We start from the raw sequence: 22350 nt of genomic DNA, 5'->3' as shown, positions 1-22350 counted from the left end.
AGCATCCCTCACCGAGGCCGGCCGTCCCGTCTGCGGCGCTTGTTGTGCCGCTCACGCGGGTCGCGGTCGCGCGCCCTGCCGTGCCGCCCGCGCGGGTGGCGGCAACTCGACCCGTCGTGCCGGTCACTCGGCCAGCGGGTCGAGGACCATCGGCTGGATGCGGCCTTCGAGCATCGAGCCGAGGCCCTGGATGGCGCAGACGTCGGGGCGCTCCGCGATGTGCACGGGCATGCCCGTGGAGTCGCGCAGCATCTGGTCGAGGCCGGGGAGCAGGGCGCTGCCGCCGACCATCATGATGCCGCGCTCGGCGAGGTCGGCGACCAGGTCGGGCGGGCACTCGCGGAGCACCTTGCCGATGCCGTCGAGCACCGCGGTGAGCGGGGTGTGGATGGCGCTGCGCACGGCGGCCGTGTCGACCAGGACCGAGCGGGCGAGGCCGGTGGCGACATCGCGGCCGTGGATCTCGGTGGACGCGGGGCCCTGCGGGGTGAGGCCGTTGCCGTGCAGGGCCAGTTGCAGGGGGCGTACGGACTGGCTGGGCAGCATCAGCTCGTGCTGATGGCGCAGGTGCTGGATGACCGCGTGGTCGATGGCCTCGCCGCCGACGGGGATGCGTACGGCCGTCACGATCGCGCCGAGCGAGAGCACGGCGATCTGGGTGGTGGCGGCCCCGCACACCATGATCATGGTGGCGGTGGGCTGCTCCACCGGGAGCCCGCAGCCCACGGCGGCCGCGATGAGGGTGTCGACGAGCTCGACCCGGCGGGCGCCGAGGCCGACCAGGGTCTCCATCGCGGCGCGCTGGGCCAGCGGGTCGCTGTCGTGCGGGGTGCAGGCGGCGGCACGCAGCCGGGGCTTGCGGCGCAACTGGCGGCGCAGCTTCTCGCCGAGCAGATGACGCAGCATGCGCTGGGCCATCTCGATGTCGACGACGGTGCCGCCGGACACCGGGCGGGCCACGCGGATGTAGTCGGGCGTGCGGCCCGTCATCTGTTCGGCGAAGGCGCCGACGGCGATGAGGGCGCCGGTACGGGTGTTGACGGCGGCCACGCTCGGCTCGTCCACGACGAGTCCGGCTCCCTTGACGTAGACCCGGGTCCTCGCGGCCCCGAGGTCGACGGCGACATGGCAACGGCGCAACTGCTCAAGACTGACGGTCACGGCAGATCCTCCCGAGAGCGGTACTTAGTTCGCATCTTGCGACCGCCGGGGGACCGGCGCGCGCTGGGATGCGCCGGTCGGGGAGGGGCCGGCTGACGACCAGCCAGAAAGAGCACGCCCGCGCGGAACGAGCACGCGTCGCAGGTGGAACCCCCTCGCGTCGGCTCCGTGGAACCCCCTCTCGTCCGCTCAGTGGAACCCCCTCTCGTCGCTCAAGGGTGTCGGCCCTGCACGGCGTCAGGGCAGGAGGCGCTGGAGCAGGCCCCAGGTGAACTCCGCGACGCGGGTGCCGCCGCCGGGCAGGGTGATCGACAGCTGCCAGCGCGTCGGCGCCGAGCCCTCCATCGGGCGGGCCGGGGCGTAGGCCCGCGCCACCTCGTCCACCGTGCACGTCCAGGGGCGCAGATCGTCCTCCCGGAGCAGCTCGGGGCCCGGTATGCCGGGGGCTCTGACCAGCCATTCGTTCCACACCGCGCCGCCCGGCCCGGCCAGCACCTCGAACCGGAGGTCCGGCCAGAGCGGCACCGGCCACAACTGGGCCTCGCAGTCCAGGTCCCCGATCCTGCGCCGCACCACTGCCTCGGGCGGTCCGAGCACCGAGCGGTACCGGGACAGCGCGCCGCGGGAGCGGGCCGAGCGGAGCATCGCCTGCCAGCGTCTGTTGGCCTCGCGCATGTCCGCGATGGAGGCACCGAGTTCGTGCCGCGCGTCCTCGACGAGGGCCGGCTGGTGGTCGGCCATCCGCCGCAGCAGCACGAGTTGGAAGTCCAGCGGACCGAACGGCCGCGTCACGGTTTCCGTCATGACGTCCATCCTGCCCGGCCCCACTGACAACGCCCCGGTCCATGGCGATTCGTCACGCGGCGACGCCCGGGAAGCGGCCCTTCCGCACAAGATCCACACATCCGCGGCCCCTTTTGTCTCCCGGCCGCCGCATAGCCTCCCTGGGCCATGGATTACTGCCACTCCTGCCGACGGCACCTCAACGGCGCACTGGCCTGCGCCGGTTGCGGAACACCCGTGGAGGCGCTGGCGCCCGCGCCCGAGGACGAGCTCCTGGTGTACGCCGGTGCCACGTCCGGCGGCACGGAGGTGCTCGCGCCGTCCGGCCACGGTCGTGCTCGGGGCCGGGGCCGGGGCCGGGGCCGAAGCGGGGGCCGGGGCCGGCGGGCCCGGCGCAAGCGGGGCAAGGCGGTCCTCTTCGGTGGGGCCGGTCTGGTGCTGGTGGCCGGCGCCGTGGGATTCGTCCGGATGGCGATGGAGCCACCGGTGCACGACCGGGCTTCGACGGTCCGGGAGGACCAGGAGATCTCCGACCCCCGGCCGCTGCCGTCGGGCAGTGCGGCGGGGGTGCCGTCCGCGCCGACGGCGAAGCCGGGTCCGCGGGAGCGGCGTTCCGGTGCGGGGGCGCCCGCGCGGGGCGTGGATGTGGCCGACGCGCACACGGCGGGGGCTTCGCCCGAGCCGTCCCGCTCGGCCGCGCCGCACCCCGGGCCGTCCTCGTCGTCGTCCGCGCCGGTGCCTTCCGGTTCACCCGTGGCGTCCGGCTCGCCCACGCCCGGTGGGCCCCCGTCCTCCGAGCAGCCTCCGCCGCCACCGCCTCCCAGTCCGAGCCCCTCCCCGACGTGCAGGCGCATCCTGTGGTGGTGCGCCTGACCCGCCGTTGCCGGGAGCTCCGCCCCCGGACCCCCGCCGTGGGCCGGTCGCCCGGTTCCCCGTGCCCCTTCGGCCCCTTGGCCCCTTCGGGGCGCTAGCCCCCCAGCATCCGCTGCAGCAAGTCCCTCAGTACCCTCCGCTCGTCCGCGGACAGCTCGGCCAACGGCTCCCGGGCGAAGTTGAGGGAGTCGCGCAGGTGCGTGGCGGTGGTGAGGCCCTCGGGGGTGGGGGCGGCCAGCTTCACTCGGCGGTCGGCCGGGTCGGGGCGGCGTTCCACCAGGCCGCGGGCCTCCAGGCGGTCGACGATGCCCGTGATGTTGGACGGTTCGCACTTCAGCTTCTGGGCGATCCGCCGCATCGGCATCGGCTCCAGGGAGAGCAGCCCGAGGACCCGGGCCTGTGCGCCGGTGAGGGAGTGCTCGGCGGCGGCCCGCTCGTACTCCTCGTAGTAGCGGCCGACGACCGTGCCGATCAGCTCGACTACTTCGAGGCTCAGGGGATCCATGCGAGAGGCCATGCCCTCAGCCTACCGAGTTACTTGACAATCTCAAATATCTGGGCGCATTGTTCTTTCAGTACCTGAAGTATTTGGGCGCCCGACGCGGCGACGAGACCCGCGTCGCACCGGGTACCCGTACTGACGTACCCGATCCATCGATCAGCCCTTGTTCGCAGGAGGACACACCCCATGGCCACCTCGCCCGCACTCCCCGCCACCAGCCGTGAATGGCACCTCGTCGCCCGCCCGAACGGCTGGCCCGTGCCGTCCGACTTCGCGCTGCGGGAGGCTCCGGTCGCCGAGCCGGCGGCCGGGCACGTCCTGGTCCGCAACCTCTTCATGTCGGTCGACCCGTACATGCGCGGCCGCATGAACGACACGAAGTCCTACGTCCCGCCGTTCCAGCTGGAGCGGCCGATGGACGGCGGCGCGGTCGGCGAGGTCGTGGCCTCCAACGACGAGCGGTTCGCGGTCGGCGACCACGTTCTGCACCCGCTCGGCTGGCGTGAGTACGCCGACGTCGACGCCCAGCACGCCACCAAGGTGGACGGCGAGCTCGCGCCGCTCTCCGCCTACCTCGGCGTGCTCGGCATGCCGGGCCTCACCGCGTACGCGGGCCTCCTGGAGGTCGCCTCCTTCAAGGAGGGCGACGCCGTGTTCGTCTCCGGCGCGGCCGGTGCCGTGGGCAGCCAGGTCGGCCAGATCGCCCGGCTCAAGGGTGCCTCACGGGTCATCGGCTCGGCCGGCTCCGACGAGAAGGTCAAGTGGCTCGTGGAGGAGCTCGGCTTCGACGCCGCGTTCAACTACAAGAACGGCCCGGTCCTGGAGCAGCTGCGCGCGGCCGCCCCGGACGGCATCGACGTCTACTTCGACAATGTCGGCGGCGAGCACCTGGAAGCCGCGATCTCCACGCTCAACGTGCACGGCCGCGCCACCATCTGCGGCATGATCGCGGCCTACAACGACACCGAGCCGACCCCCGGCCCGCGCAACATGGCCATGATCATCGGCAAGCGCCTGCGGCTCCAGGGCGTGCTGGTGGGCGACCACTACGGCATGCAGCAGCAGTTCACCGGCGAGGTCGCGGGCTGGCTGGGCTCCGGCGAACTCAAGTACAACGAGACGGTCGTCGAGGGCATCGAGAACGGTGTCGACGCCTTCCTCGGCATGCTGCGCGGTCGGAACACCGGAAAGATGGTCGTCTCCCTCGGCAAGTAGCCGTAAGCGGCCCCCTTGGACCGCGCCCCCTCGGGTACGCGACAGTCGGCGACCCCGCGAGTCCGGGCGCCGAGTGACCCACCGCACACTCCGCCTCACGGTTTCCGCGATCCGATAAGGTTTTTCCACATCCCGGCGGCCGTGAGGCGCGAGCGGCCGCGTACCCAGGAGGAGCACCCCAGCATGTCCATTCAGAAGTCCGAGGTCCTCTACACCGCCGTCGCCACCGCCGAGAACGGCCGTGACGGCCGCGTCTCCACCGACGACGGCCAGCTGGACGTCGTCGTCAACCCGCCGAAGGAGATGGGCGGCAACGGCGCGGGCACCAACCCCGAGCAGCTCTTCGCCGCCGGCTACAGCGCCTGCTTCCAGGGCGCCCTCGGTGTCGTCGCCCGCAACGAGAAGGCCGACATCTCCGGCTCGACCGTCACCGCGCACGTCGGCATCGGCAAGAACGACGACGGCTTCGGCATCTACGTCGAGATCACCGCGACCATCCCGAACGTGGACCGCGCCACCGCGCAGGACCTCATCGAGAAGGCCCACCAGGTCTGCCCGTACTCGAAGGCGACCCGCGGCAACATCACGGTGAACCTCGCCGTCGCGTAACCGCAGGACCCGCCGCCGGGTACCAGGCGGACAGCGAAGGGCCGCGCTCCGACAGGCGCGGCCCTTCGGCGTGCGCGGCGCCGGATACCACCAGGCCGTGCCCGGTCGGTCCGGCAGGCGGTCGGAAGGCGGTCGGAAGGCCGGTCGGGCGGCCGGTTCCGGCTCTTCGGCGGCCGGATAGGGTCGACGCATGCGTGATCTAGGGACAGGTTTCGGATATCTGGTCAAGGGGCAGCGCTGGGCGGCCGGACACGGCAAGTCGCTCGGCATCGGTCTGCTGCCCGGCCTCATCACCCTCGTGATGTACGCGGGAGCCCTGGTCGGACTCGCCTACGGAGCCGACGACTTCGTCGGCTGGGCGACGCCCTTCGCCGACGGATGGGGCTCGCCCTGGCTCGCCCTCTTCCGCGGCTTCCTGACCGCGCTGGTCTTCGCGCTCGGCCTGTTCCTCGCCGTGATCTCTTTCACCGCGGTGACCCTGCTCGTCGGGCAGCCCTTCTACGAGAAGCTGTCCGCCGACGTCGACCGGGCCGAAAGCGGCGGGGAGGCTCCCGAGTCGGGCCTCTCGCTCGCCCGCGAACTGTGGATATCGGCCCGCGACTCCCTGCGCATCCTGGTCCGGGTGGCGTTCTACGGCCTGCTGCTCTTCGGTCTCGGCTTCGTCCCGGTGGTCGGCCAGAGCGTGATCCCGGCGCTCGGCTTCTGCGTCACCGGCTTCTTCCTCACCGAGGAGCTGACCGCGGTCGCCCTCCAGCGCCGCGGCATGGAACTGCGTCCCCGTCTCACGCTCCTGCGCTCGCGCCGTCTGCTGGTGCTCGGCTTCGGCGTGCCCCTAGCGCTCGCCTTCGTCGTCCCGCTGGTCGCCGTCTTCCTGATGCCGGGGGCGGTCGCGGGCGCGACCTTGATGGTGCGGGATCTGCTGGGCGAGCCGGCCGGGGCGGAGGACACCGACGCCAGCGCCGACGGCGCGACCGGCCGCCCGCCGGCCCCCGCCCCGGCACCGGCACCGTAACCCCCGGGTCAGCCCCGGTGCCCCGTCGGCCGGCCCGTGGCGGCGCCCCTCGGCAGGGCCGCCGCCGACCCCTATGGCCGGGCCACGGCGCGCCAGTGGCATGATCTGGCCGTCATGACGAATGCCCGGTCGCCGCTGCGCACCCTGCGGGCCGCGATGTTCGCGGCGCTGTGTGTGGCGTTGGCGGCGGTGGGGCACGCGGCCATGTCCGGTCATGACATCCCGATCCCCGTCCTGCTCGCCGCGTTCGCCGTGACGGGGACGGCGGCCTGGTGCGCGGCCGGGCGGCGGCGCGGGGTCCTCGCCATCGCGGGCGGCCAGGTCGCGGCCCAGGGGGCGCTGCACTTCCTCTTCGCCCGGACCCGGCCGATGTCGATGGCGGAGATGCCGGGCATGGCGCACGCGCCGTCGGACCCGATGCCGATGTCGATGTCCATGTCGGCGAGCATGCCGACGATGACGTGCGGGGCGCGGTACGCCCACCTCATGCCGGACGCCCCCGACGCTCCGGGCATCACGGGCGTGGCGGACCTGCCGGCCATGCCCGGCATGGCCGCGGAGCCCATGACGGCCGTCGCGGGGCAGGCCCACGCCCTGGGCATGGACGCCGCCGCGCATTCCATGTCCGGCGGCATGCTCGCCGCCCACCTGGCGGCCGCGCTGATCTGCGGCATCTGGCTGTGGCGCGGCGAGGCCGCCGCGTTCCGGCTCGCCCGGACCGCCGGTGCCCTCGGTGCGCTGGCCGCCCGTCCGCTGCGCCGGGCGCTCCACCTCGTACGCACCCATGTGCCCACGCCGCCGCGCCCCGTACGCGCGCCGCGTCCGCACCACCGACCGCTCCCGGGGCTGCGCGGAGCGGTGCACGGGCATGCCGTCATCCGGCGGGGGCCGCCGGCCCGGGAAGCCGTCCGAGCCACGGCCCCCGGCCGTTTCGCCCTCTGCTGATCCCGTACGAAGGCGTGGCCAGGGGTCCCTTCGCCCTGCCCACGTCGATCGTCAGGATCCTCATGTCCGTGGACACCCCTGCGCGGGAATCCGAATCCGCACCACCCAACACCCCAAAGCCCGTCCTGTGGGCGGCAGTTCGCCCGCTCGCCCTGCGGCTGCACTTCTACGCGGGTGTGCTCGTCGCCCCGCTCCTCTTCGTGGCCGCCCTCACCGGCCTGCTCTACGCCCTGTCCTTCCAGGCCGAGAACGTCCTGTACCGGCATGAACTGCGGGTCCCGGTGGGCGAGTCGGTCCAGCCGCTGACCGCGCAGGTCGCGGCCGCGAAGGACGCGCACCCCGAGGGCGAGGTGACCGCCGCGTGGCCGTCGCCCGAGGAGGGCGCCACGACCCGGGTCCTGATGAAGGCCCCGGGCCTCGCCGACGACGAGTCGCTCGCCGTCTTCGTGGACCCGTACACCACCGACGTACGCGGCGCCCTCACCAGCACCGGAAGCTCGGGCGCCCTGCCCCTGCGCAGCTGGCTCTCCTCCTTCCACGCCGATCTCCAGCTCGGTGAGCTGGGCCGCAACTACAGTGAGATGGCCGCCAGTTGGCTCTGGGTCGTGGCGCTCGGCGGGCTCGCGCTGTGGATCGGGCGGCGCCGGAGGACGCGGCTGCTGCGACCCGGGCGCGGGGTCACCGGCCGCCGCCGCACCCTGTCCTGGCACGGTTCGGTCGGCCTGTGGGCGGTGACCGGTCTGGTGCTGCTCTCGGCCACCGGTCTCACCTGGTCGCGGTACGCGGGCGAGAACATCGCCGAGCTGAAGGACCGGCTCGGCGGCGCCACCCCCACGGTCGCCGCGGCGACCGTGGGCGGCAGGGGCGGGGCGGCCCACGAACACCACGAAGGCATGGCCATGCCCGCCGCCGCGCCCTCGGCGCTCACCCTCGACCAGGTCGCCGAGACCGCCCGTGACCAGGGCGTACGGGCGAGCATCCAGATCAGCCTGCCCAGCGCGGGCAAGGGATTCGTGGTGCGCGAGCGCGACAGCGAGTTTCCCGTGCATCTCGACGCGGTGGCCGTCGACCCCGCCGACGGCCGGGTCATGGACGTGCTGCGCTTCGCCGACTATCCGCTGCTCGCCCGGCTGACCCGGTTCGGCATCGACGCGCACATGGGCCTCCTCCTCGGCCTGCCCAACCAACTCGCCCTCGCCGTACTCGCGTTGGCGTTGATGGCGCTCATCGTCTGGGGCTACCGCATGTGGTGGCAGCGCGGCCCGGTCAAGGGGCGCGCCCCGGGCCGCCCGCAGCCCAGGGGCGCCTGGCGCAGGGTGCCGCTGCCGGTGCTCGGCGCGCTGGCGGCGGTGAGCCTGGTGGTCGGCTGGTCCGTGCCGCTGCTCGGGATCAGCCTGGCGGCGTTCCTCGGCGTCGACGCCCTGCTCGGCCTGCTTGCCCGGAGAAGGGCGAGGGCCGCTTCCTGAATGCCCTTGGTCCCGCGCGCGCTTGACGCGCGCGGGACCCGCGGGTCTGCCGCACCGGCCGGCCCGCCCGGCATATCCCGGCCTGCTCGGCCTGCTTGGCCTGCTCGTTCTGCTTGGCCTGCTTGGCCTGCTCGGCCTGATCGGGCTATTCGGCCGCTGTCCGTACGATCGCCCGGATCTGCGCAACGATGTCGAGCCGGTTGCGCACGAACTGGGGGTCCGTCACCGTGCCCGTCGCCGGATCGGTGTTGCCGTCCCCGAACTGGAGCACCGGGGTGTGCACATGGCCGCCGGGAATGCGCAGGCCCAGGCGGTCGCGGAGCAGGGTGGCCCGGTAGGCGATCTCATTGGAGAGGTAGTCGCCGCCGCCCCCGGCCCGCGCGGCCGAGCCGGGTGTCGGGCCGTCCGGCCGGTCCACCGGGGCGGTCGCGCCGGCCGGGATCTCGGTGACGTCGGTGTGGTCGTACACCGGGAAGCGTCCGGTGTGCGCGGCCACGATGGCCTGGTACGGCAGCGTCGTGCGGGTCCACTGGGGCTGGGTCGCGGGGTCGTTCACCGGGACCTGCCCGGTACTGGAGGCGTTCACGTTGTCCGGGAAGCCGCCCCGCCAGGCCCCGTTGAACCGCTCGACGTCGATCCGGCCGACCCGGCCCTGGCTCACCGTGGTGAACAGGTCCACCTTCGGCAGCACCGGGGTGAGCGCCCGCTCGACCACGCCGTCCGCGAAGTCCTGCCAGCGCACCGGGAACGTCATGGTCTCGATCCGGGCGCGCTGCCCGTCGGCGGTGCGGACCCAGGTGCCGTCCAGGGCGAGCGCGGTCGCCCCCGACGGGTTGCTGATCCGGATGTCGCTGTCCAGCGTGAACGGGTCGAAGCCGGTCAGCAGGATCCGCCGGTAGCCTTTGCCCGCGGGATAGCCGACGGTGGTCTGCCCGCGCGAGGTCTGCTCGACGCGGTCGATCAGCGCCGCCCGCTGCGCCTCGGACAGGCCGAACTCCGGCTTCCAGAGCCTGAGTTCACGCGTCAGATCGAGTCGGGCCCAGTACAGCGGCCGGTCGTCGTCCCGGCTCAGATCGCCGCCGGCCGGTCCCCGGCCCTGCGCCCGGTCCACCGCCCGCCGCCACAGCCGCGTGCCCTCGCGTTCGACGAGCCGCCTCGCGGCGCCGTAGGACCGCGTCGCCTCGATCGCGCGGGTGAACTCCGGTGCCACGTCGGCGAATCCGCTGCGGGCCAGGATCTCCTGGGGCACCGCCTGGCCGAGGCGCTGCTCCTCGACCGTGGCCCGCCGGGCCTCGGCCGTGGCCTGCCGGGGTCCGGCCGCGGCCTCGGCGGGGGCCGGGCCGAGCAGGGTGCAGAACGTCATCGCCGCCACCGCACAGCCCAGTTGTGCCACCCGTACGCGTCGTCCCACCACAGGTCCTTCCGTCCGTCGAAGTCCGGTGGCGCCCAGTATTCGCAAGGAAGTCCCCTGTGCATAGGGGGACTTATGAGCCGCCCGGGGATTCGCCCGGGGAGTCGTTCGGGGGGCCGCCCGGCGGGCCCTTGGGTGGGCCCGCCGGCGGGCCGGCGGCCGGTCGGGCCGCCGGTGGGCCTGTCGACGAGTCGGCCGCTGCGCCTTCCGGCCCGTACAGCAGCGTCACGAAGTCGTGGAAGGCGGCCGCCATGTCCACCGCGCCGGGGTCGAGCAGCCACTGGAACTGGAGGCCGTCCATCACCGCGGCGAGCAGCGGGGCCGCTCGCTCCGGGGTGAGCCCGCCGGGCAGCCGGTCGCCGAACTCGCCGCGCAGCACACCCGTCATCTCCTCGCGCACCTGCGCGTAGCGGCGGGTGAAGAACGGGCGGGCCGGATGCCCGTCGGTCACCGATTCGCCGAGCAGTGCCGAGAACGTCTGGACGATGCCGGGCCGCATCGCGTTGTACTCCACGAGGGCGGCGAGCAGTTCCAGGCGCCAGCCGTCGGGGGAGGCCCGCCGCCCGCCGGTGTCCCACTGGTCCCGCTCCTCCAGGACGGCCACGAGGAGGGCCTCCTTGGTGGGGAAGTAGTGCAGCAGGCCCTGCTGGGTGAGGCCGACCCGCTCGGCGACCGCGCCGAGCGAGGCGCCCCGGTAGCCGCGCTCCGCGATCACCTCCAGGGCCGCGCGCAGGATCTCCGCGCGTCGCTCCTCGCTTCTGGCGCTCCTGGTCCTCGCCATACCCGCCCCCGTTTCGTGCTGGTCCTTCGTGCTGGTCCCTCGTACTCCGAGAGGACCGTACGGCATTCGATTATCACGGACAGGTAACTAACCCTACCGCTCTACAGGCAAACCGGTCACCATGGTGCCACCAGTGGACTTCTCCGAGGAGGTACGACCGTGGCCGGCGCATCCGTTCCCACCCGCGACTACAGCGAGGCCGTCGAGGCGGCGCTGGGCAAACTCGACCTGGAGGCCAAGGCCCGGCTGCTCGCCGGTCAGGACATGTGGTCGCTGCCCGCGTTGCCCGAGATCGGGCTCGGCTCCCTGGTGATGTCCGACGGCCCGATCGGCGTGCGCGGGGTCCGCTGGACCGCCGAGGACCCCTCGATCGCGCTGCCCTCGCCCACCGCGCTCGCCGCCACCTGGGACCCGGAGCTGGCCCGCCGGACCGGCACGCTGCTGGCCCAGGAGGCCCGGCGCAAGGGCGTCCACGTACTGCTCGCGCCGACGGTGAACCTGCACCGCTCGCCGCTCGGCGGACGCCACTTCGAGTGTTACTCCGAGGATCCCTACCTCACCGGCGAGATCGCCTCCGGCTACGTCAACGGCGTCCAGGGCGGCGGCGTCGGCACCACCGTCAAGCACTTCGTCGCCAACGACGCCGAGACCGACCGCTTCACCGTCGACAACGTCGTGGCCCCGCGCCCGCTGCGTGAGCTCTACCTGGCCCCCTTCGAGGCCATCGTCGAGAACGCCCACCCCTGGGGCATCATGTCGGCCTACAACCAGGTCAACGGCACCACGATGACCGAGCACCGCCACCTCCAGAACGAGGTGCTGCGCGGCGAGTGGGGCTTCGACGGCTTCATCGTCTCCGACTGGATGGCCGCCCGCTCGACCGTCGGCGACATCCTCGGCGGGCTCGACGTCGCGATGCCCGGGCCGCGGACCGTGTACGGGGACGCGCTCGCCGCCGCCGTCCGCAAGGGCGACGTGGACGAGTCGGTCGTCGACGACGCCGTACGCAATGTGCTGCGCCTCGCCGCCCGCGTCGGCCTCCTCGACGGCGTCCCCGGCGCCGTCCCCGAACCGCCCGCCGCCCTCGACGGCCAGGCCCTGGCCCGCGAGGTGGCCCGCCGCGCCTTCGTCCTCGTGCGCAACGAGGGCGCGGCCCTGCCCGTCGACCCGGTCCGCGTCCGCAGGGTCGCGCTCAGCGGCGCCGCGGCCCGCGACGCCCGGGTCCTGGGCGGCGGCTCGGCGACCGTCTTCCCCGAACGCGTGGTCTCCCCGCTCGACGGGCTGACCGCCGCGCTGCCCGAGGGTGCCGTGACGTACGCGGTCGGCGCCGACCCGAGCGACGAACTCGCCCCCGCGGACCAGGGGTTCGAGCTGCGGGCGGTGTGCCGCGACGCCGACGGCGGCGTGCTCGGCACGGGTTCGCTGCCCAGCGGCCAGGTCCAGTGGATCGGCGACGACCTGCCCGCCGGGGTGACCCACGAGGCCCTGCACTCCATCGAGGTGACCGGCACCTTCACACCGCGCGAGAGCGGCGAGCACACCTTCGGCACCCGGGGCATCGGCGCCTTCGTCCTGTCCGTCGGCGGCCGTGCCCTGTGGGAGGGCACCCAGTCGATGAGCGACGCGGCCGACCCCTTCGAGGCGTTCTTCGGCGCCCCCGCCGAGCGCGGCCGCGTCCGGCTCACCGAGGGCGAGCCGGTCGAGGTGTCCCTGCTGCACACCGTGCACAAGATGCCCGACGCCCCGCTCACCGCGGTTATGTTCTCGCTCACCCACCTCGGCCCGCAGCGCGACGCGGACGAGCTGATCGCGGAGGCGGTCGAGGCCGCGCGGGACGCCGAGCTCGCCGTGGTGGTGGTCGCCACCACCGACCGCGTCGAGTCCGAGGGCTTCGACCGCCGCGATCTGCGGCTGCCCGGACGCCAGGACGATCTGGTGCGCGCGGTCGCCGCGGTGAACCCGCGCACGGTGGTGATCGTCAACTCCGGCTCCCCGGTGGAGCTTCCCTGGCGCGAGGACGTCGCGGCGGTACTCCTGAGCTGGTTCCCCGGGCAGGAGGGCGGGGCCGCGCTGGCCGACGTGCTGCTCGGCCACGCCGAGCCGGGCGGGCGCCTTCCCACCACGTGGCCGGCCGTCCTCACCGACGCGCCGGTCACCGAGGTGCGCCCCTCGGGCGGGCAACTCCCTTACCAGGAAGGCCTGTTCATCGGCTACCGCGCCTACGACCGGGCCGGGGTGGCCCCCGCCTACCCCTTCGGGCACGGGCTCGGATACACCACCTGGGAGTACGAGTCCCTGGAGGTGACCCCCGCGCAGGCGAAGGTCCGGATCCGCAACACGGGTCCGCGCGCCGGGCGGGAGACCGTCCAGATCTACCTGGCGCCGGTCGCCGACCCGGTCGAGCGTCCGCGCCGCTGGCTCGCCGGGTTCGCCTCCGTCGCGGCCGCGGCCGGGGACTCGACGGAGGTCGAGATCCCGCTGCGCGGGCGGGCGTTCGAGGTGTGGGACGAGCCGGAGGGAGGCTGGACGTTCGTCCCCGGCCAGTACGAGGTGCGGGCCTGCGCGTCCCTGGCGGACGTCCGCCTTACGGCGACGCTGGAGGTGTAGCCCTGCGGGGGGTCCGGTGCGGGCGTTCCGGTGCGGGGTGCGGGGTGCGCGGTGTGGCGGAGGGGGTTGGGGGGCCCGGGGTTTCGACTGCGGGCCGTCGTGGCGATTGCGCAGTTCCCCGCGCCCCCAAAACCCGTTCTAGTCCGTCCACCGTGCTGGGCTGGTCGCGCAGTTCCTCGCGCCCCCAACCCGCTCCCGTCCGTCTGCCGTGTCGGTGCGGGGGCGGCTTCAGCCCGTCCGGCGTTTGAGGACGAGCGCCCTTCAGGCGCGAACGGGGGGGGCTGGGGGCGGAGCCCCCAGGGTCCTTCAGCTCCCGCAGGGTTTGGGGAAGGGGCGGGGTGGGGCCCAGGCACGTTGCTCAGCCCGCCGCCGTCACCTTGCGGTACGCGATCTCCGCCAGACGCGTCTGGCCGTCCTTGCTGGGATGGAACCAGTCCCACGGGCTCAACTGCGTGCCATCGAAGGCGTAGTCGAAGACCGCCCCGCCGTCATAACGGCAGGCCCGGTCCTTCGCGCAGACGTCCCGCAGGACCCCGTTGTACGCCACGACCCGGTCGTACACCGCGCCCCGCCGCGACGTGGCGGCCGCGCCCAGGTCGTCGGCGTCGGCCAGCATCGACCGGCAGATGCCCAGCTTCCAGATCTGCTTGCCCAGCGGGCTGCCGCGCCCGGTCGACCAGAGCCGCTTGAGGTCCGGCACGCTCGCCACGTACACCTGGGACGTGGGGGAGACCGCGCGCAGCCTGCGCAGCGCCGTCTCGAACTCGGTGCGGAAGGACGCCACCGGCGTCATCGCGGCCACATCGTCGCGGCACGCGTCGTTCGCGCCCGCCATCACCGTGACCAGGCCGGGGCGATGGGCCGCTGCCAGGTCCATCTGGGCCGGCAGGTCCGCCATCCGCGCACCGGTCTTCGCGTAGTTCCAGCTGCCGGCGGGCGCCGCCGCCCCCAGGAGGCGGACCGCGAGCGAGTCGACCTGGGGGTCGCTGCCGGTCGCCCAGGAGACCTCGGGGCAGTCGGCCAGGACCGTACAGGCGTCGAAGCCGCGCGTTATCGAGTCACCGATCGCGGCGACGGACTTCGGGCTGCGGTTCCAGGCGGGGGAGGGGCTCGGCGAGGGTTTTTTGGAGGCGGCCGGGCTCGCCGCGGAGTGGCCACCGCCGGACTCGCAGCCCGCGGTCAGGGCGAGCAACGCCGCTGCGACGACGGCGGCCGCGGTGCGGACGCGACGGCTCCGGTGGGTTTGCTGCATCCGGGTTCCCCTCCGTGCGGCGGTCGTCGGTCTTTCGCGGCGTCCTCGCGGGTGAAACCTTGGTGTTCGAAGGCGCTCCGACCGACATTACGACACCCTGGGCACAGCTCCGCGCGGTAGCTTTGGCCCGTCCAGCCAGAGGAACCACGCCAGACGGCTCCGGTAAATTACATCACGTCACATACTGTCCCATTTCAGGAGATTTGCTCCCGATGCTGTTTACTGTTGAGCCCAGGGGCAGAATGTCAGGTGCTGTCCTGACCGGGAACGGCAGGGGCGCGAGGCCGCTGGGGAAGGCGAACCTCGAACCGCACTGGAGGTCCCGGTGACGACACGTGGAGTTCTCTACGTCCACTCCGCCCCGCGCGCGCTGTGCCCGCACGTCGAATGGGCGGTGGGCGCGGTCCTTGGAGTGCGCGTCCAGCTCGACTGGATCCGCCAGCCCGCCTCGCCCGGCACCTGGAGAGCGGAGTTCTCCTGGCGGGGCGAACCCGGCACCGCCTCCAAACTCGCCTCCGCGCTGCGCGGCTGGCACCTCATGCGCTTCGAGGTCACGGCCGAGCCCTGCGCCACGGCGGAGGGCGAGCGCTACAGCGCCACGCCCGACCTCGGCATCTTCCACGCCGTGACCGGCATCCACGGCGACATCCTGATCCCGGAGGACCGGCTGCGGGCCGCCCTCGCCCGTTCCGCACAGGGCGAGACCGACCTGGAGGCCGAGATCGCCAAACTCCTCGGCAAGCCCTGGGACGACGAGCTGGAGCCCTTCCGCTACGCGGGAGAGGGCGCACCGGTGCGCTGGCTGCACCAGGTGGTCTGACACCCCGACCCCGCCCCCCCGCGTATGCGAAAGGGCCCCACCGAGGCGGTGGGGCCCTTTCTACGGCTCTCGCGGCCTCCACGGAGGCCGCTCGGACCGGTGTCGCTCCGGGGTCGCTCAGACCGAGCGGAAGGCGAGCACCACGTTGTGGCCGCCGAATCCGAACGAGTTGTTGATCGCGGAGATCGACCCCTCGGGCAGCTTGCGGGGCTCGCTGCTCACCAGGCCCGGGTCGACCTCGTCGTCGAGCTCGTCGACGTTGATGGTCGGCGGGGCCGTGCGGTGGTACAGGGCGAGGACCGTGGCGACGGTCTCGATGCCGCCCGCACCGCCGAGGAGGTGCCCGGTCATCGACTTCGTCGCGGAGATCGCCACGTGGTCCAGGTCGTCGCCGAGGACCTTGCGCAGCGCCTTGATCTCGGCGATGTCGCCCTGCGGCGTCGAGGTGGCGTGCGCGTTGAGGTGGACCACCTCGGACGGCTTGAGGTCCGTGGCGTCCAGCAGGTTCTGCACCGCGGCGGCGACGCCCCGGCCGGTCGGCTCGGGCTGCGCGATGTGGTGGCTGTCGGCCGAGAGGCCCTGGCCGAGCACCTCGCAGTAGACCCGGGCACCGCGCTGGGCGGCGTGCTCGGCGGACTCCAGGACCACGACGCCGGCGCCCTCGCCCAGGACGAAGCCGTCACGGGCCTTGTCGTAGGGGCGCGAGGCCTGCTCGGGGTGGTCGTTGTTCTTGGACATCGCCATCATGTTGGCGAACGCCGCGATGGGCAGCGGGTGGATGGCCGCCTCGGTACCGCCGGCGACCACGACATCGGCGCGGCCGGTGCGGATCATCTCGACGGCGTACCCGATGGCCTCGGCGCCTGATGCGCACGCGGATACGGGGGTGTGGACGCCGGCCCGGGCGTTGACCTCAAGGCCGACATTGGCGGAGGGGCCGTTCGGCATCAGCATGGGCACGGTGTGCGGGGAGACGCGGCGTACGCCCTTCTCCTTCAGCACGTCGTACTGGTCGAGCAGGGTGGTGACGCCGCCGATGCCCGACGCGATGACCGTGCCGAGGCGCTCCGGCGCGATGCCGGCCTCATCGCCCGCCGGGGCGGTGAAGCCCGCGTCCGCCCAGGCCTCCTTGGCCGCGATCAGCGCGAACTGCGCCGAGCGGTCCAGCTTGCGGGCCAGCGGGCGGGGCAGCACCTCACCGGGGTCGACCGCGGCCGGGGCCGCGATCCTGACCGGCAGTTCGGCGAAGCGCTCGCCCTCCAGGGGGCGGACACCGGAGCGTCCCGCCAGCAGACCCTCCCAGGTCGAGGCGGTGTCGCCACCCAGCGGTGTGGTTGCGCCGATACCGGTGACGACCACGGTGCGATTGGTCGAGCTCACAGGAAGTTTCTCCACGTGTGTAAGGGACGTGAATCAGCGGCGCCACCGCTGGGTGGCAGCCCGAATTCAGGTCCTGAATCAGGCCTGGTGCTTCAGGATGTAGCTGGCGGCGTCGCCAACGGTCTTGAGGTTCTTGACGTCCTCGTCCGGGATCTTGACGTCGAAGCGCTCTTCGGCGGCGACGACGACCTCGACCATGGACAGCGAGTCGACGTCCAGGTCGTCGGTGAAGGACTTGTCCAGCTGGACGTCCTCGACCGGGATACCAGCGATCTCGTTGACGATCTCGGCGAGACCCTCGACGATCTCTTCCTGCGTGGCGGCCATGTTGGCGCTCCTTCGGTGTAAATGCTTCGAATTGCGGGCTTCCGGAATATCCGGAGTGCCTAGGGGAGGGTAACGACCGTCGCGGCGTACACGAGACCCGCCCCGAAGCCGATGACGAGCGCGGTGTCGCCGCTCTTCGCCTGTCCGGTCGCCAGGAGCCGCTCCATTGCGAGCGGGATCGAGGCGGCCGAGGTGTTGCCGGTGGTCTCCACGTCACGGGCGACCGTGACGTGGTCCGGCAGCTTGAGAGTCTTCACCATCGAGTCGATGATCCGCATATTGGCCTGGTGCGGAATGAAGACGTCCAGGTCGTCCGGGCTGATTCCGGCCGCGTCCAGCGCCTGCTGGGCGACCTTCGCCATCTCGAACACGGCCCAGCGGAACACCGCCTGGCCCTCCTGCGTGATCGCGGGGAACTTGCCCGAGCTGTCGTACTCGTTCCACGGCACGGTCTGCTTGATGGTCTCGGACTTGTCGCCCTCGGAACCCCAGATCGTGGGGCCGATGGCCGGCTCGTCCGAGGGACCCACGACGACCGCGCCCGCGCCGTCGCCGAACAGGAACGCCGTGGCACGGTCGTTGAGGTCGGTCAGATCGCTGAGCCGCTCCACGCCGATGACCAGGACGTACTGTGCGGAGCCCTCGACGATCATGCCCTTGGCCAGGGTCAGACCGTAGCCGAAGCCCGCGCAGCCGGCCGAGATGTCGAAGGCGGCGGCCTTGCCGGTGCCGAGCTTGTCGGCGATCTCGGTCGCCACCGCCGGGGTCTGCTTGAAGTGCGAGACCGTGGAGACGATCACGCCGCCGATCTGGTCGGCGGAGATGCCGGCGTCGGCGATCGCCTTGCCGGAGGCCTCGATCGACATCGCGGCCACGGTCTCCTCGGGGGAGGCCCAGTGCCGGGTGGCGATGCCGGAGCGCGAGCGGATCCACTCGTCGGAGGAGTCGATCGTCTCCAGGATCACCTCGTTGGGCACCACCCGCACGGGCCGGTAGCCGCCCACGCCCATGATGCGGGCGTACGGGGCGCCCTTGCTGGGGCGGATCTTCGACATGGCTCTCGGCTCCTTAGGCGGATGCATGCTCGGCGACGAGCGCACGAGCCGCGTCGAGGTCGGCGGGGGTCTTCAGGGCGACGGTCTTGACACCCGGCATGGCGCGCTTGGCGAGACCGGTCAGCGTGCCGCCCGGGCACAGCTCGATCAGCGCGGTCGCGCCCAGCTCGTTGAAGGTCTCCATGCACAGGTCCCAACGGACCGGGTTGGAGACCTGGTTGACCAGGCGGGCCACGATGTCCTGGCCGCTCGCCACGGCCTTGCCGTCCGCGTTCGAGACGTAAGTGAAGCGCGGGTCGGAGACGTCCAGGGACTTCGCCGCCTCGTCGAGGGACGCCACGGCCGGAGCCATGTGGTGCGTGTGGAAGGCGCCGGCCACCTTGAGGGCCACCACCCGGCGCACGCCCTCGGGCTTGTCGGCCTCCAGCGCGGCGAGCTGCTCGGCGGTGCCGGCGGCCACGATCTGGCCCGCGCCGTTCACGTTCGCCGGCGTCAGGCCGAGCTTCTCCAGGTGCGGCAGCACGTGCTCGGGCTCGCCGCCGAGCAGCGCGGCCATGCCGGTCGGCGTGACGGCCGCGGCCTCGGCCATGCCCAGGCCCCGCTTGCGCACGAAGCCGAGCGCGGCCTCCTCGGACAGGACGCCCGCGAACGCGGCGGCGGTGATCTCGCCGACGCTGTGCCCGGCGACGGCGCCCGGGGCGGCGATGTCGCCCAGCGCCGAGGCGGACAGCAGACCCGCGGCGACCAGCAGGGGCTGGGCCACGGCGGTGTCGCGGATCGCGTCGGCGTCCGCCTGCGTGCCGTAGTGGACGAGGTCAAGACCGATGGCGTCCGACCACGCGGCGAGCCGGTCGGCAGCGCCGGGGAGGTCGAGCCAAGGAGTCAGGAAGCCGGGCGTCTGAGCGCCTTGGCCGGGAGCGACGAGTACGAGCACTCTCACACTCTCTCTTGTGGACGGCTCCGCCCGCCCGTGGGGACAGGGACGAAGAACCGTCGGGGGAATTGTGGGTGTCCGACAAAAGTCTAGGACTGCGGATCTCCGTCGGCCAGGCGCCCCAGGATCAGCGCGATCCTCAGCGTGAACGCGGAGCGGACATCCGACGGCGACCACCCGGTGACGTCCGTCACACGTCGGAGCCGGTAGCGGACGGTATTGGGGTGGACGAACAGCATCCGGGCCGCGCCCTCCAGACTGCTCGCCTGCTCCAGATAAACGCTCAAGGTCTCCAGGAGCGCCGAGCCCGCCTCCTCCAGCGGTCTGTAGATCTCCTCCACCAACTGCTCGCGCGCGGCAGGATCCGACGCGATCGCCCGCTCCGGCAGCAGATCGTCCGCGAGAACCGGCCGGGGAGCGTCCTGCCAGGCCGAGCACGCCTTGAGGCCGGCCGCCGCGGCCTGCGCGGACCGGGTCGCGGCCAGCAGGTCCGGCACGATCGGCCCGGCCACCACCGGGCCCGCGGCATACGGGCCGATCAGGCTCTTCGCGACCTGGAGCGGGTTGTCGCTGCCGCCCGCGATGACGACCAGGCGGTTGCCGAGCACCCCGGTCAGGACCTGGAGCTTGGCGTGCCGGGCGGCCCGCCGGATCGCCTCCACGGTCAGCTCGCTGTCGCCGTCCGGGGCCGTGCCGAGCACCACGCACACGTGGTCGGGGGAGTTCCAGCCGAGCGCCGCCGCCCGCGACACCGCGCCCTCGTCGGCCTCGCCCGACAGCACCGCGTTCACGACCAGGGATTCCAGCCGGGCGTCCCAGGCGCCGCGGGCCTCGGCGGCCTGCGCGTACACCTGGGCCGTCGCGAAGGCGATCTCGCGGGCGTACACGAGCAACGCCTCGCGCAGGATGGACTCGTCACCCGGGGCCGCGACCTCCTCGATCGCGGTCTCCATGACCTCGATGGTGGTGCGCACCATCTCGACGGTCTGGCGCAGCGTGATCGCCCGGGTCAGTTCGCGCGGGGCCGTGCCGAAGACGTCGGTCGAGATCGCCTGGGGCGTCTCGGGATGCCGGAACCACTCGGTGAACGCGGCGATACCGGCCTGGGCGACCAGACCGATCCACGACCGGTTCTCCGGCGGCATCGCCCGGTACCACGGCAGCGTCGCGTCCATGCGGGCGATCGCGTTCGCGGCGAGCCGCCCCGAGGACTGCTCAAGACGCTTCAGGGTCGCGGCGTGCGGATGGGCATTCTTCGCGGGGTGTACGGGATCGGGTGCTGGCACGGGGACAAGACTGCCTTATCGGCGGGCCTGCCCGCCGGGGCGGGGTGAGCCCCGGCGGGCGATCGGGGTGGCGCGAGGAGCGGCCCCCGTCTCCCCGCGGGTCTACCGTGGTGGGCGTGATTTCAGTCAGGCGCGGTGACGAGCGCTATCGGGGCGGCGACCCCGACGTCGGTATCGAGTCCCTGCACGCCTTCTCCTTCGGCCGGTTCTACGATCCGGACAACCTCCGGTTCGGGCCGGTCCTGGCCTGCAACGAGGAGCGGCTCGCGCCCGGCGCGGGCTTCGACGAGCATCCGCACAGCCACACCGAGATCCTCACCTGGGTGATCGAGGGCGAGCTCACCCACCGTGACTCGGCGGGCCACACGACCGTGGTGCGCCCCGGCGACGTGCAGTGCCTCAGCTCCGCGGGCGGCGTACGGCACGAGGAGCGCAACGAGGGCCCCGGCCCGCTGGTCTTCCTCCAGATGTGGCTCGCCCCGAAGAAGCCCGGCGGCGAGCCGTCGTACGACCTGGTACGCGGCATCGCGGACTCCACGCCCTACGCGGTGCTCCCGGCCGGCGCGATGCTGTACGTGCGCCGCCTGGCGTCCGGCGGCCGCACCGCCGTGCCGGACGCTCCCGGGGTGTACGTCCATGTCGTGCGCGGCCGGGTGGGGCTGGCCCAGGAGACGCTCGGGCCCGGCGACTCGGCGCGGATCAGCGGGGCGCTCGGCCTGGAGCTGACCGCGCACGACGACACCGAGGTGCTGCTCTGGGAGCTCGGCTCGTTGTGAGTCCCGTTCCGCGCGGGCTCGGCTCGTTGTGAGCCCCGTTCCACGCGGACCCGGCTCGGTGTGAGCCCCGGTCTACGCGGGCTCGGCTCGATGCGAGCCCCGGTCTACGCGGACCCGGTCCGGTGTGCCCCTCGGCCGAGCCGACTCAGCTCCGGGTGAACTCGGCGAGCACCGAGTCCGTCAGGGCGGGCCACACCTCGGCCGCCCAGGGCCCGAACGCGCGGTCGGTGAGGGCGACGCAGGCGAGGCCCGCGTCCGGGTCGATCCACAGGAACGTACCGGACTGGCCGAAGTGGCCGAAGGTGCGCGGGGAGGACGAACTCCCGGTCCAGTGCGGGGACTTGGCGCCCCGGATCTCGAAGCCGAGGCCCCAGTCGTTGGGGTTCTGGTGGCCGTAGCCGGGCAGTACGCCCTTGAGGCCCGGGTACTGCACATGCATCGCCTCGGCGACCGTGGCCGGGTGGAGCAGCCGCGGAGCCTGCACCTCGGCGGCGAACCTCGCGAGGTCCTCGACGGTCGAGACGCCGTCCTTGGCGGGCGAGCCCTCCAGGGTGCTGGCGCTCATGCCGAGCGGCTCGAACACGGCCTGGCGCACATAGTCGGCGAACGGGATGCCGGACTGCTTGGCGATGTGGTCGCCGAGGACCTCGAACCCGGCGTTGGAGTACAGCCGCCGGTCGCCGGGCGGGGCCATCACCCGGTGCTCGTCGAAGGCGAGCCCCGAGGTGTGCGCGAGCAGGTGCCGGACGGTGGCGCCGGGCGGCCCGGCCGGCTCGTCGAACTCGATCGCCCCCTCCTCGTACGCGACGAGGGCCGCGTACGCGGCGAGCGGCTTGGTCACGGAGGCCAGCGGGAACCGGTGCGACAGCGGTCCGTGCGTGCCGGCAAGCGTTCCGTCGGCGCGCACCACGGCCGCCGCGGCGGTCGGTACGGGCCAGGTCTCGATGATCCGCAGGCTGTCCATGCGTACGAGCCTAGTGGGCCCCGCACGGGCGCCGCAGGGCGGGATTGGGGGCCGTGCGCCGGGGCCGGGCGGGGCACCCGGGGGGCCGGTGCGCCGGGCCGGGCGTGGGCGCCCGGGCAGGCGAGGGACGACACGACACGAGAACGTCACGCATTTCGCTTGCTTGGAGTGCACTCCAAGGTTCTAGCGTG

21 protein-coding genes are annotated in these 22350 nt (G+C 72.9%); 9 read left to right on the top strand and 12 right to left on the bottom strand.

Annotated features, from left to right (window positions below; translation table 11 throughout):
- Positions 1 to 123 precede the first annotated feature (123 nt).
- Both ACFYNP_RS08210 and ACFYNP_RS08205 read right to left on the bottom strand, forming a co-directional pair.
- Positions 124 to 1161, bottom strand: coding sequence for a rod shape-determining protein (locus tag ACFYNP_RS08210; RefSeq protein ID WP_388407808.1), 1038 nt, complete (start codon positions 1159 to 1161; stop codon positions 124 to 126).
- Positions 1162 to 1398: 237 nt separating this feature from the next.
- Positions 1399 to 1965 (bottom strand): hypothetical protein, encoded by a 567-nt coding sequence (locus ACFYNP_RS08205; RefSeq protein WP_388407811.1) that lies wholly within the window; start codon positions 1963 to 1965, stop codon positions 1399 to 1401.
- Between the two features lie 216 nt (positions 1966 to 2181).
- Between ACFYNP_RS08205 and ACFYNP_RS08200 the strand changes: the two genes are divergently transcribed.
- Entirely contained in the window at positions 2182 to 2817 is a 636-nt protein-coding gene (locus ACFYNP_RS08200; protein ID WP_388783699.1) for a hypothetical protein, read from the top strand.
- Between the two features lie 94 nt (positions 2818 to 2911).
- On the opposite strand, the gene ACFYNP_RS08195 is transcribed toward ACFYNP_RS08200, so the two are convergent.
- Complete coding sequence (locus ACFYNP_RS08195; protein ID WP_388783696.1) at positions 2912 to 3334, bottom strand: MarR family winged helix-turn-helix transcriptional regulator; 423 nt, start codon at positions 3332 to 3334, stop codon at positions 2912 to 2914.
- 171 nt (positions 3335 to 3505) lie between these two features.
- Between ACFYNP_RS08195 and ACFYNP_RS08190 the strand changes: the two genes are divergently transcribed.
- The 5 genes from ACFYNP_RS08190 to ACFYNP_RS08170 all read left to right on the top strand — a co-directional run bounded on the left by ACFYNP_RS08190 (position 3506) and on the right by ACFYNP_RS08170 (position 8566).
- A complete protein-coding gene (locus tag ACFYNP_RS08190; protein WP_388783693.1) occupies positions 3506 to 4534 on the top strand; it encodes an NADP-dependent oxidoreductase in 1029 nt (342 codons plus the stop codon).
- A 183-nt stretch (positions 4535 to 4717) separates the two neighbouring features.
- Positions 4718 to 5143, top strand: a complete 426-nt coding sequence (locus ACFYNP_RS08185; RefSeq protein WP_100576701.1) for an organic hydroperoxide resistance protein — start codon at positions 4718 to 4720, stop codon at positions 5141 to 5143.
- A gap of 190 nt (positions 5144 to 5333) precedes the next feature.
- A complete protein-coding gene (locus tag ACFYNP_RS08180) occupies positions 5334 to 6155 on the top strand; it encodes an EI24 domain-containing protein (RefSeq protein ID WP_388783691.1) in 822 nt (273 codons plus the stop codon).
- A 114-nt stretch (positions 6156 to 6269) separates the two neighbouring features.
- Positions 6270 to 7100 carry a hypothetical protein gene (locus tag ACFYNP_RS08175; RefSeq protein WP_388783688.1) on the top strand — a complete coding sequence of 277 codons (831 nt, stop codon included), beginning with the start codon at positions 6270 to 6272 and terminating at the stop codon, positions 7098 to 7100.
- Positions 7101 to 7162: 62 nt separating this feature from the next.
- Positions 7163 to 8566, top strand: coding sequence for a PepSY-associated TM helix domain-containing protein (locus ACFYNP_RS08170; protein ID WP_388784288.1), 1404 nt, complete (start codon positions 7163 to 7165; stop codon positions 8564 to 8566).
- Positions 8567 to 8711: 145 nt separating this feature from the next.
- Here ACFYNP_RS08170 and ACFYNP_RS08165 read toward each other — a convergent pair whose 3' ends face one another.
- Together ACFYNP_RS08165 and ACFYNP_RS08160 are read right to left on the bottom strand one after the other, a co-directional pair.
- Entirely contained in the window at positions 8712 to 9929 is a 1218-nt protein-coding gene (locus ACFYNP_RS08165) for a pyroglutamyl peptidase (RefSeq protein ID WP_388784285.1), read from the bottom strand.
- 121 nt (positions 9930 to 10050) lie between these two features.
- Positions 10051 to 10758: a TetR/AcrR family transcriptional regulator gene (locus ACFYNP_RS08160; protein WP_388783686.1), complete on the bottom strand. Its 708-nt coding sequence runs from the start codon at positions 10756 to 10758 to the stop codon at positions 10051 to 10053.
- 159 nt (positions 10759 to 10917) lie between these two features.
- Here ACFYNP_RS08160 and ACFYNP_RS08155 point away from each other — a divergent pair, with 159 nt between their 5' ends.
- Positions 10918 to 13365 (top strand): beta-glucosidase, encoded by a 2448-nt coding sequence (locus ACFYNP_RS08155; protein ID WP_388783683.1) that lies wholly within the window; start codon positions 10918 to 10920, stop codon positions 13363 to 13365.
- A 358-nt stretch (positions 13366 to 13723) separates the two neighbouring features.
- On the opposite strand, the gene ACFYNP_RS08150 is transcribed toward ACFYNP_RS08155, so the two are convergent.
- Positions 13724 to 14617: an SGNH/GDSL hydrolase family protein gene (locus tag ACFYNP_RS08150; RefSeq protein WP_388783680.1), complete on the bottom strand. Its 894-nt coding sequence runs from the start codon at positions 14615 to 14617 to the stop codon at positions 13724 to 13726.
- Positions 14618 to 14942: 325 nt separating this feature from the next.
- Here ACFYNP_RS08150 and ACFYNP_RS08145 point away from each other — a divergent pair, with 325 nt between their 5' ends.
- Positions 14943 to 15437, top strand: coding sequence for a DUF3145 domain-containing protein (locus ACFYNP_RS08145; protein WP_388407835.1), 495 nt, complete (start codon positions 14943 to 14945; stop codon positions 15435 to 15437).
- A gap of 117 nt (positions 15438 to 15554) precedes the next feature.
- Here the strand turns inward: ACFYNP_RS08145 and ACFYNP_RS08140 are convergent, their stop codons facing one another.
- From ACFYNP_RS08140 to ACFYNP_RS08120, 5 genes are all read right to left on the bottom strand, one after another.
- Entirely contained in the window at positions 15555 to 16817 is a 1263-nt protein-coding gene (locus tag ACFYNP_RS08140) for a beta-ketoacyl-[acyl-carrier-protein] synthase family protein (protein WP_388783677.1), read from the bottom strand.
- 78 nt (positions 16818 to 16895) lie between these two features.
- Entirely contained in the window at positions 16896 to 17144 is a 249-nt protein-coding gene (locus ACFYNP_RS08135; RefSeq protein WP_053730594.1) for an acyl carrier protein, read from the bottom strand.
- 59 nt (positions 17145 to 17203) lie between these two features.
- Positions 17204 to 18199: a ketoacyl-ACP synthase III gene (locus ACFYNP_RS08130; RefSeq protein ID WP_388407841.1), complete on the bottom strand. Its 996-nt coding sequence runs from the start codon at positions 18197 to 18199 to the stop codon at positions 17204 to 17206.
- 13 nt (positions 18200 to 18212) lie between these two features.
- On the bottom strand, positions 18213 to 19133 hold the full coding sequence (locus ACFYNP_RS08125; protein WP_388407843.1) for an ACP S-malonyltransferase: 921 nt from the start codon (positions 19131 to 19133) through the stop codon (positions 18213 to 18215).
- Positions 19134 to 19222: 89 nt separating this feature from the next.
- Positions 19223 to 20419, bottom strand: a complete 1197-nt coding sequence (locus ACFYNP_RS08120) for a PucR family transcriptional regulator (RefSeq protein WP_388783674.1) — start codon at positions 20417 to 20419, stop codon at positions 19223 to 19225.
- Positions 20420 to 20535: 116 nt separating this feature from the next.
- On the opposite strand from ACFYNP_RS08120, the gene ACFYNP_RS08115 reads away from it, so the two are divergent.
- Entirely contained in the window at positions 20536 to 21195 is a 660-nt protein-coding gene (locus ACFYNP_RS08115; RefSeq protein ID WP_388783672.1) for a pirin family protein, read from the top strand.
- 145 nt (positions 21196 to 21340) lie between these two features.
- Here ACFYNP_RS08115 and ACFYNP_RS08110 read toward each other — a convergent pair whose 3' ends face one another.
- A complete protein-coding gene (locus ACFYNP_RS08110; RefSeq protein WP_388407867.1) occupies positions 21341 to 22159 on the bottom strand; it encodes a serine hydrolase domain-containing protein in 819 nt (272 codons plus the stop codon).
- Between the last annotated feature and the right edge of the window lie 191 nt (positions 22160 to 22350).

Source organism: Streptomyces sp. NPDC006691, from assembly GCF_042869955.1.
GTDB lineage: Bacteria > Actinomycetota > Actinomycetes > Streptomycetales > Streptomycetaceae > Streptomyces.
The sequence above is the reverse complement of the archived record's forward strand: the minus strand, read 5'-3'. Positions and strand labels throughout refer to the sequence as shown.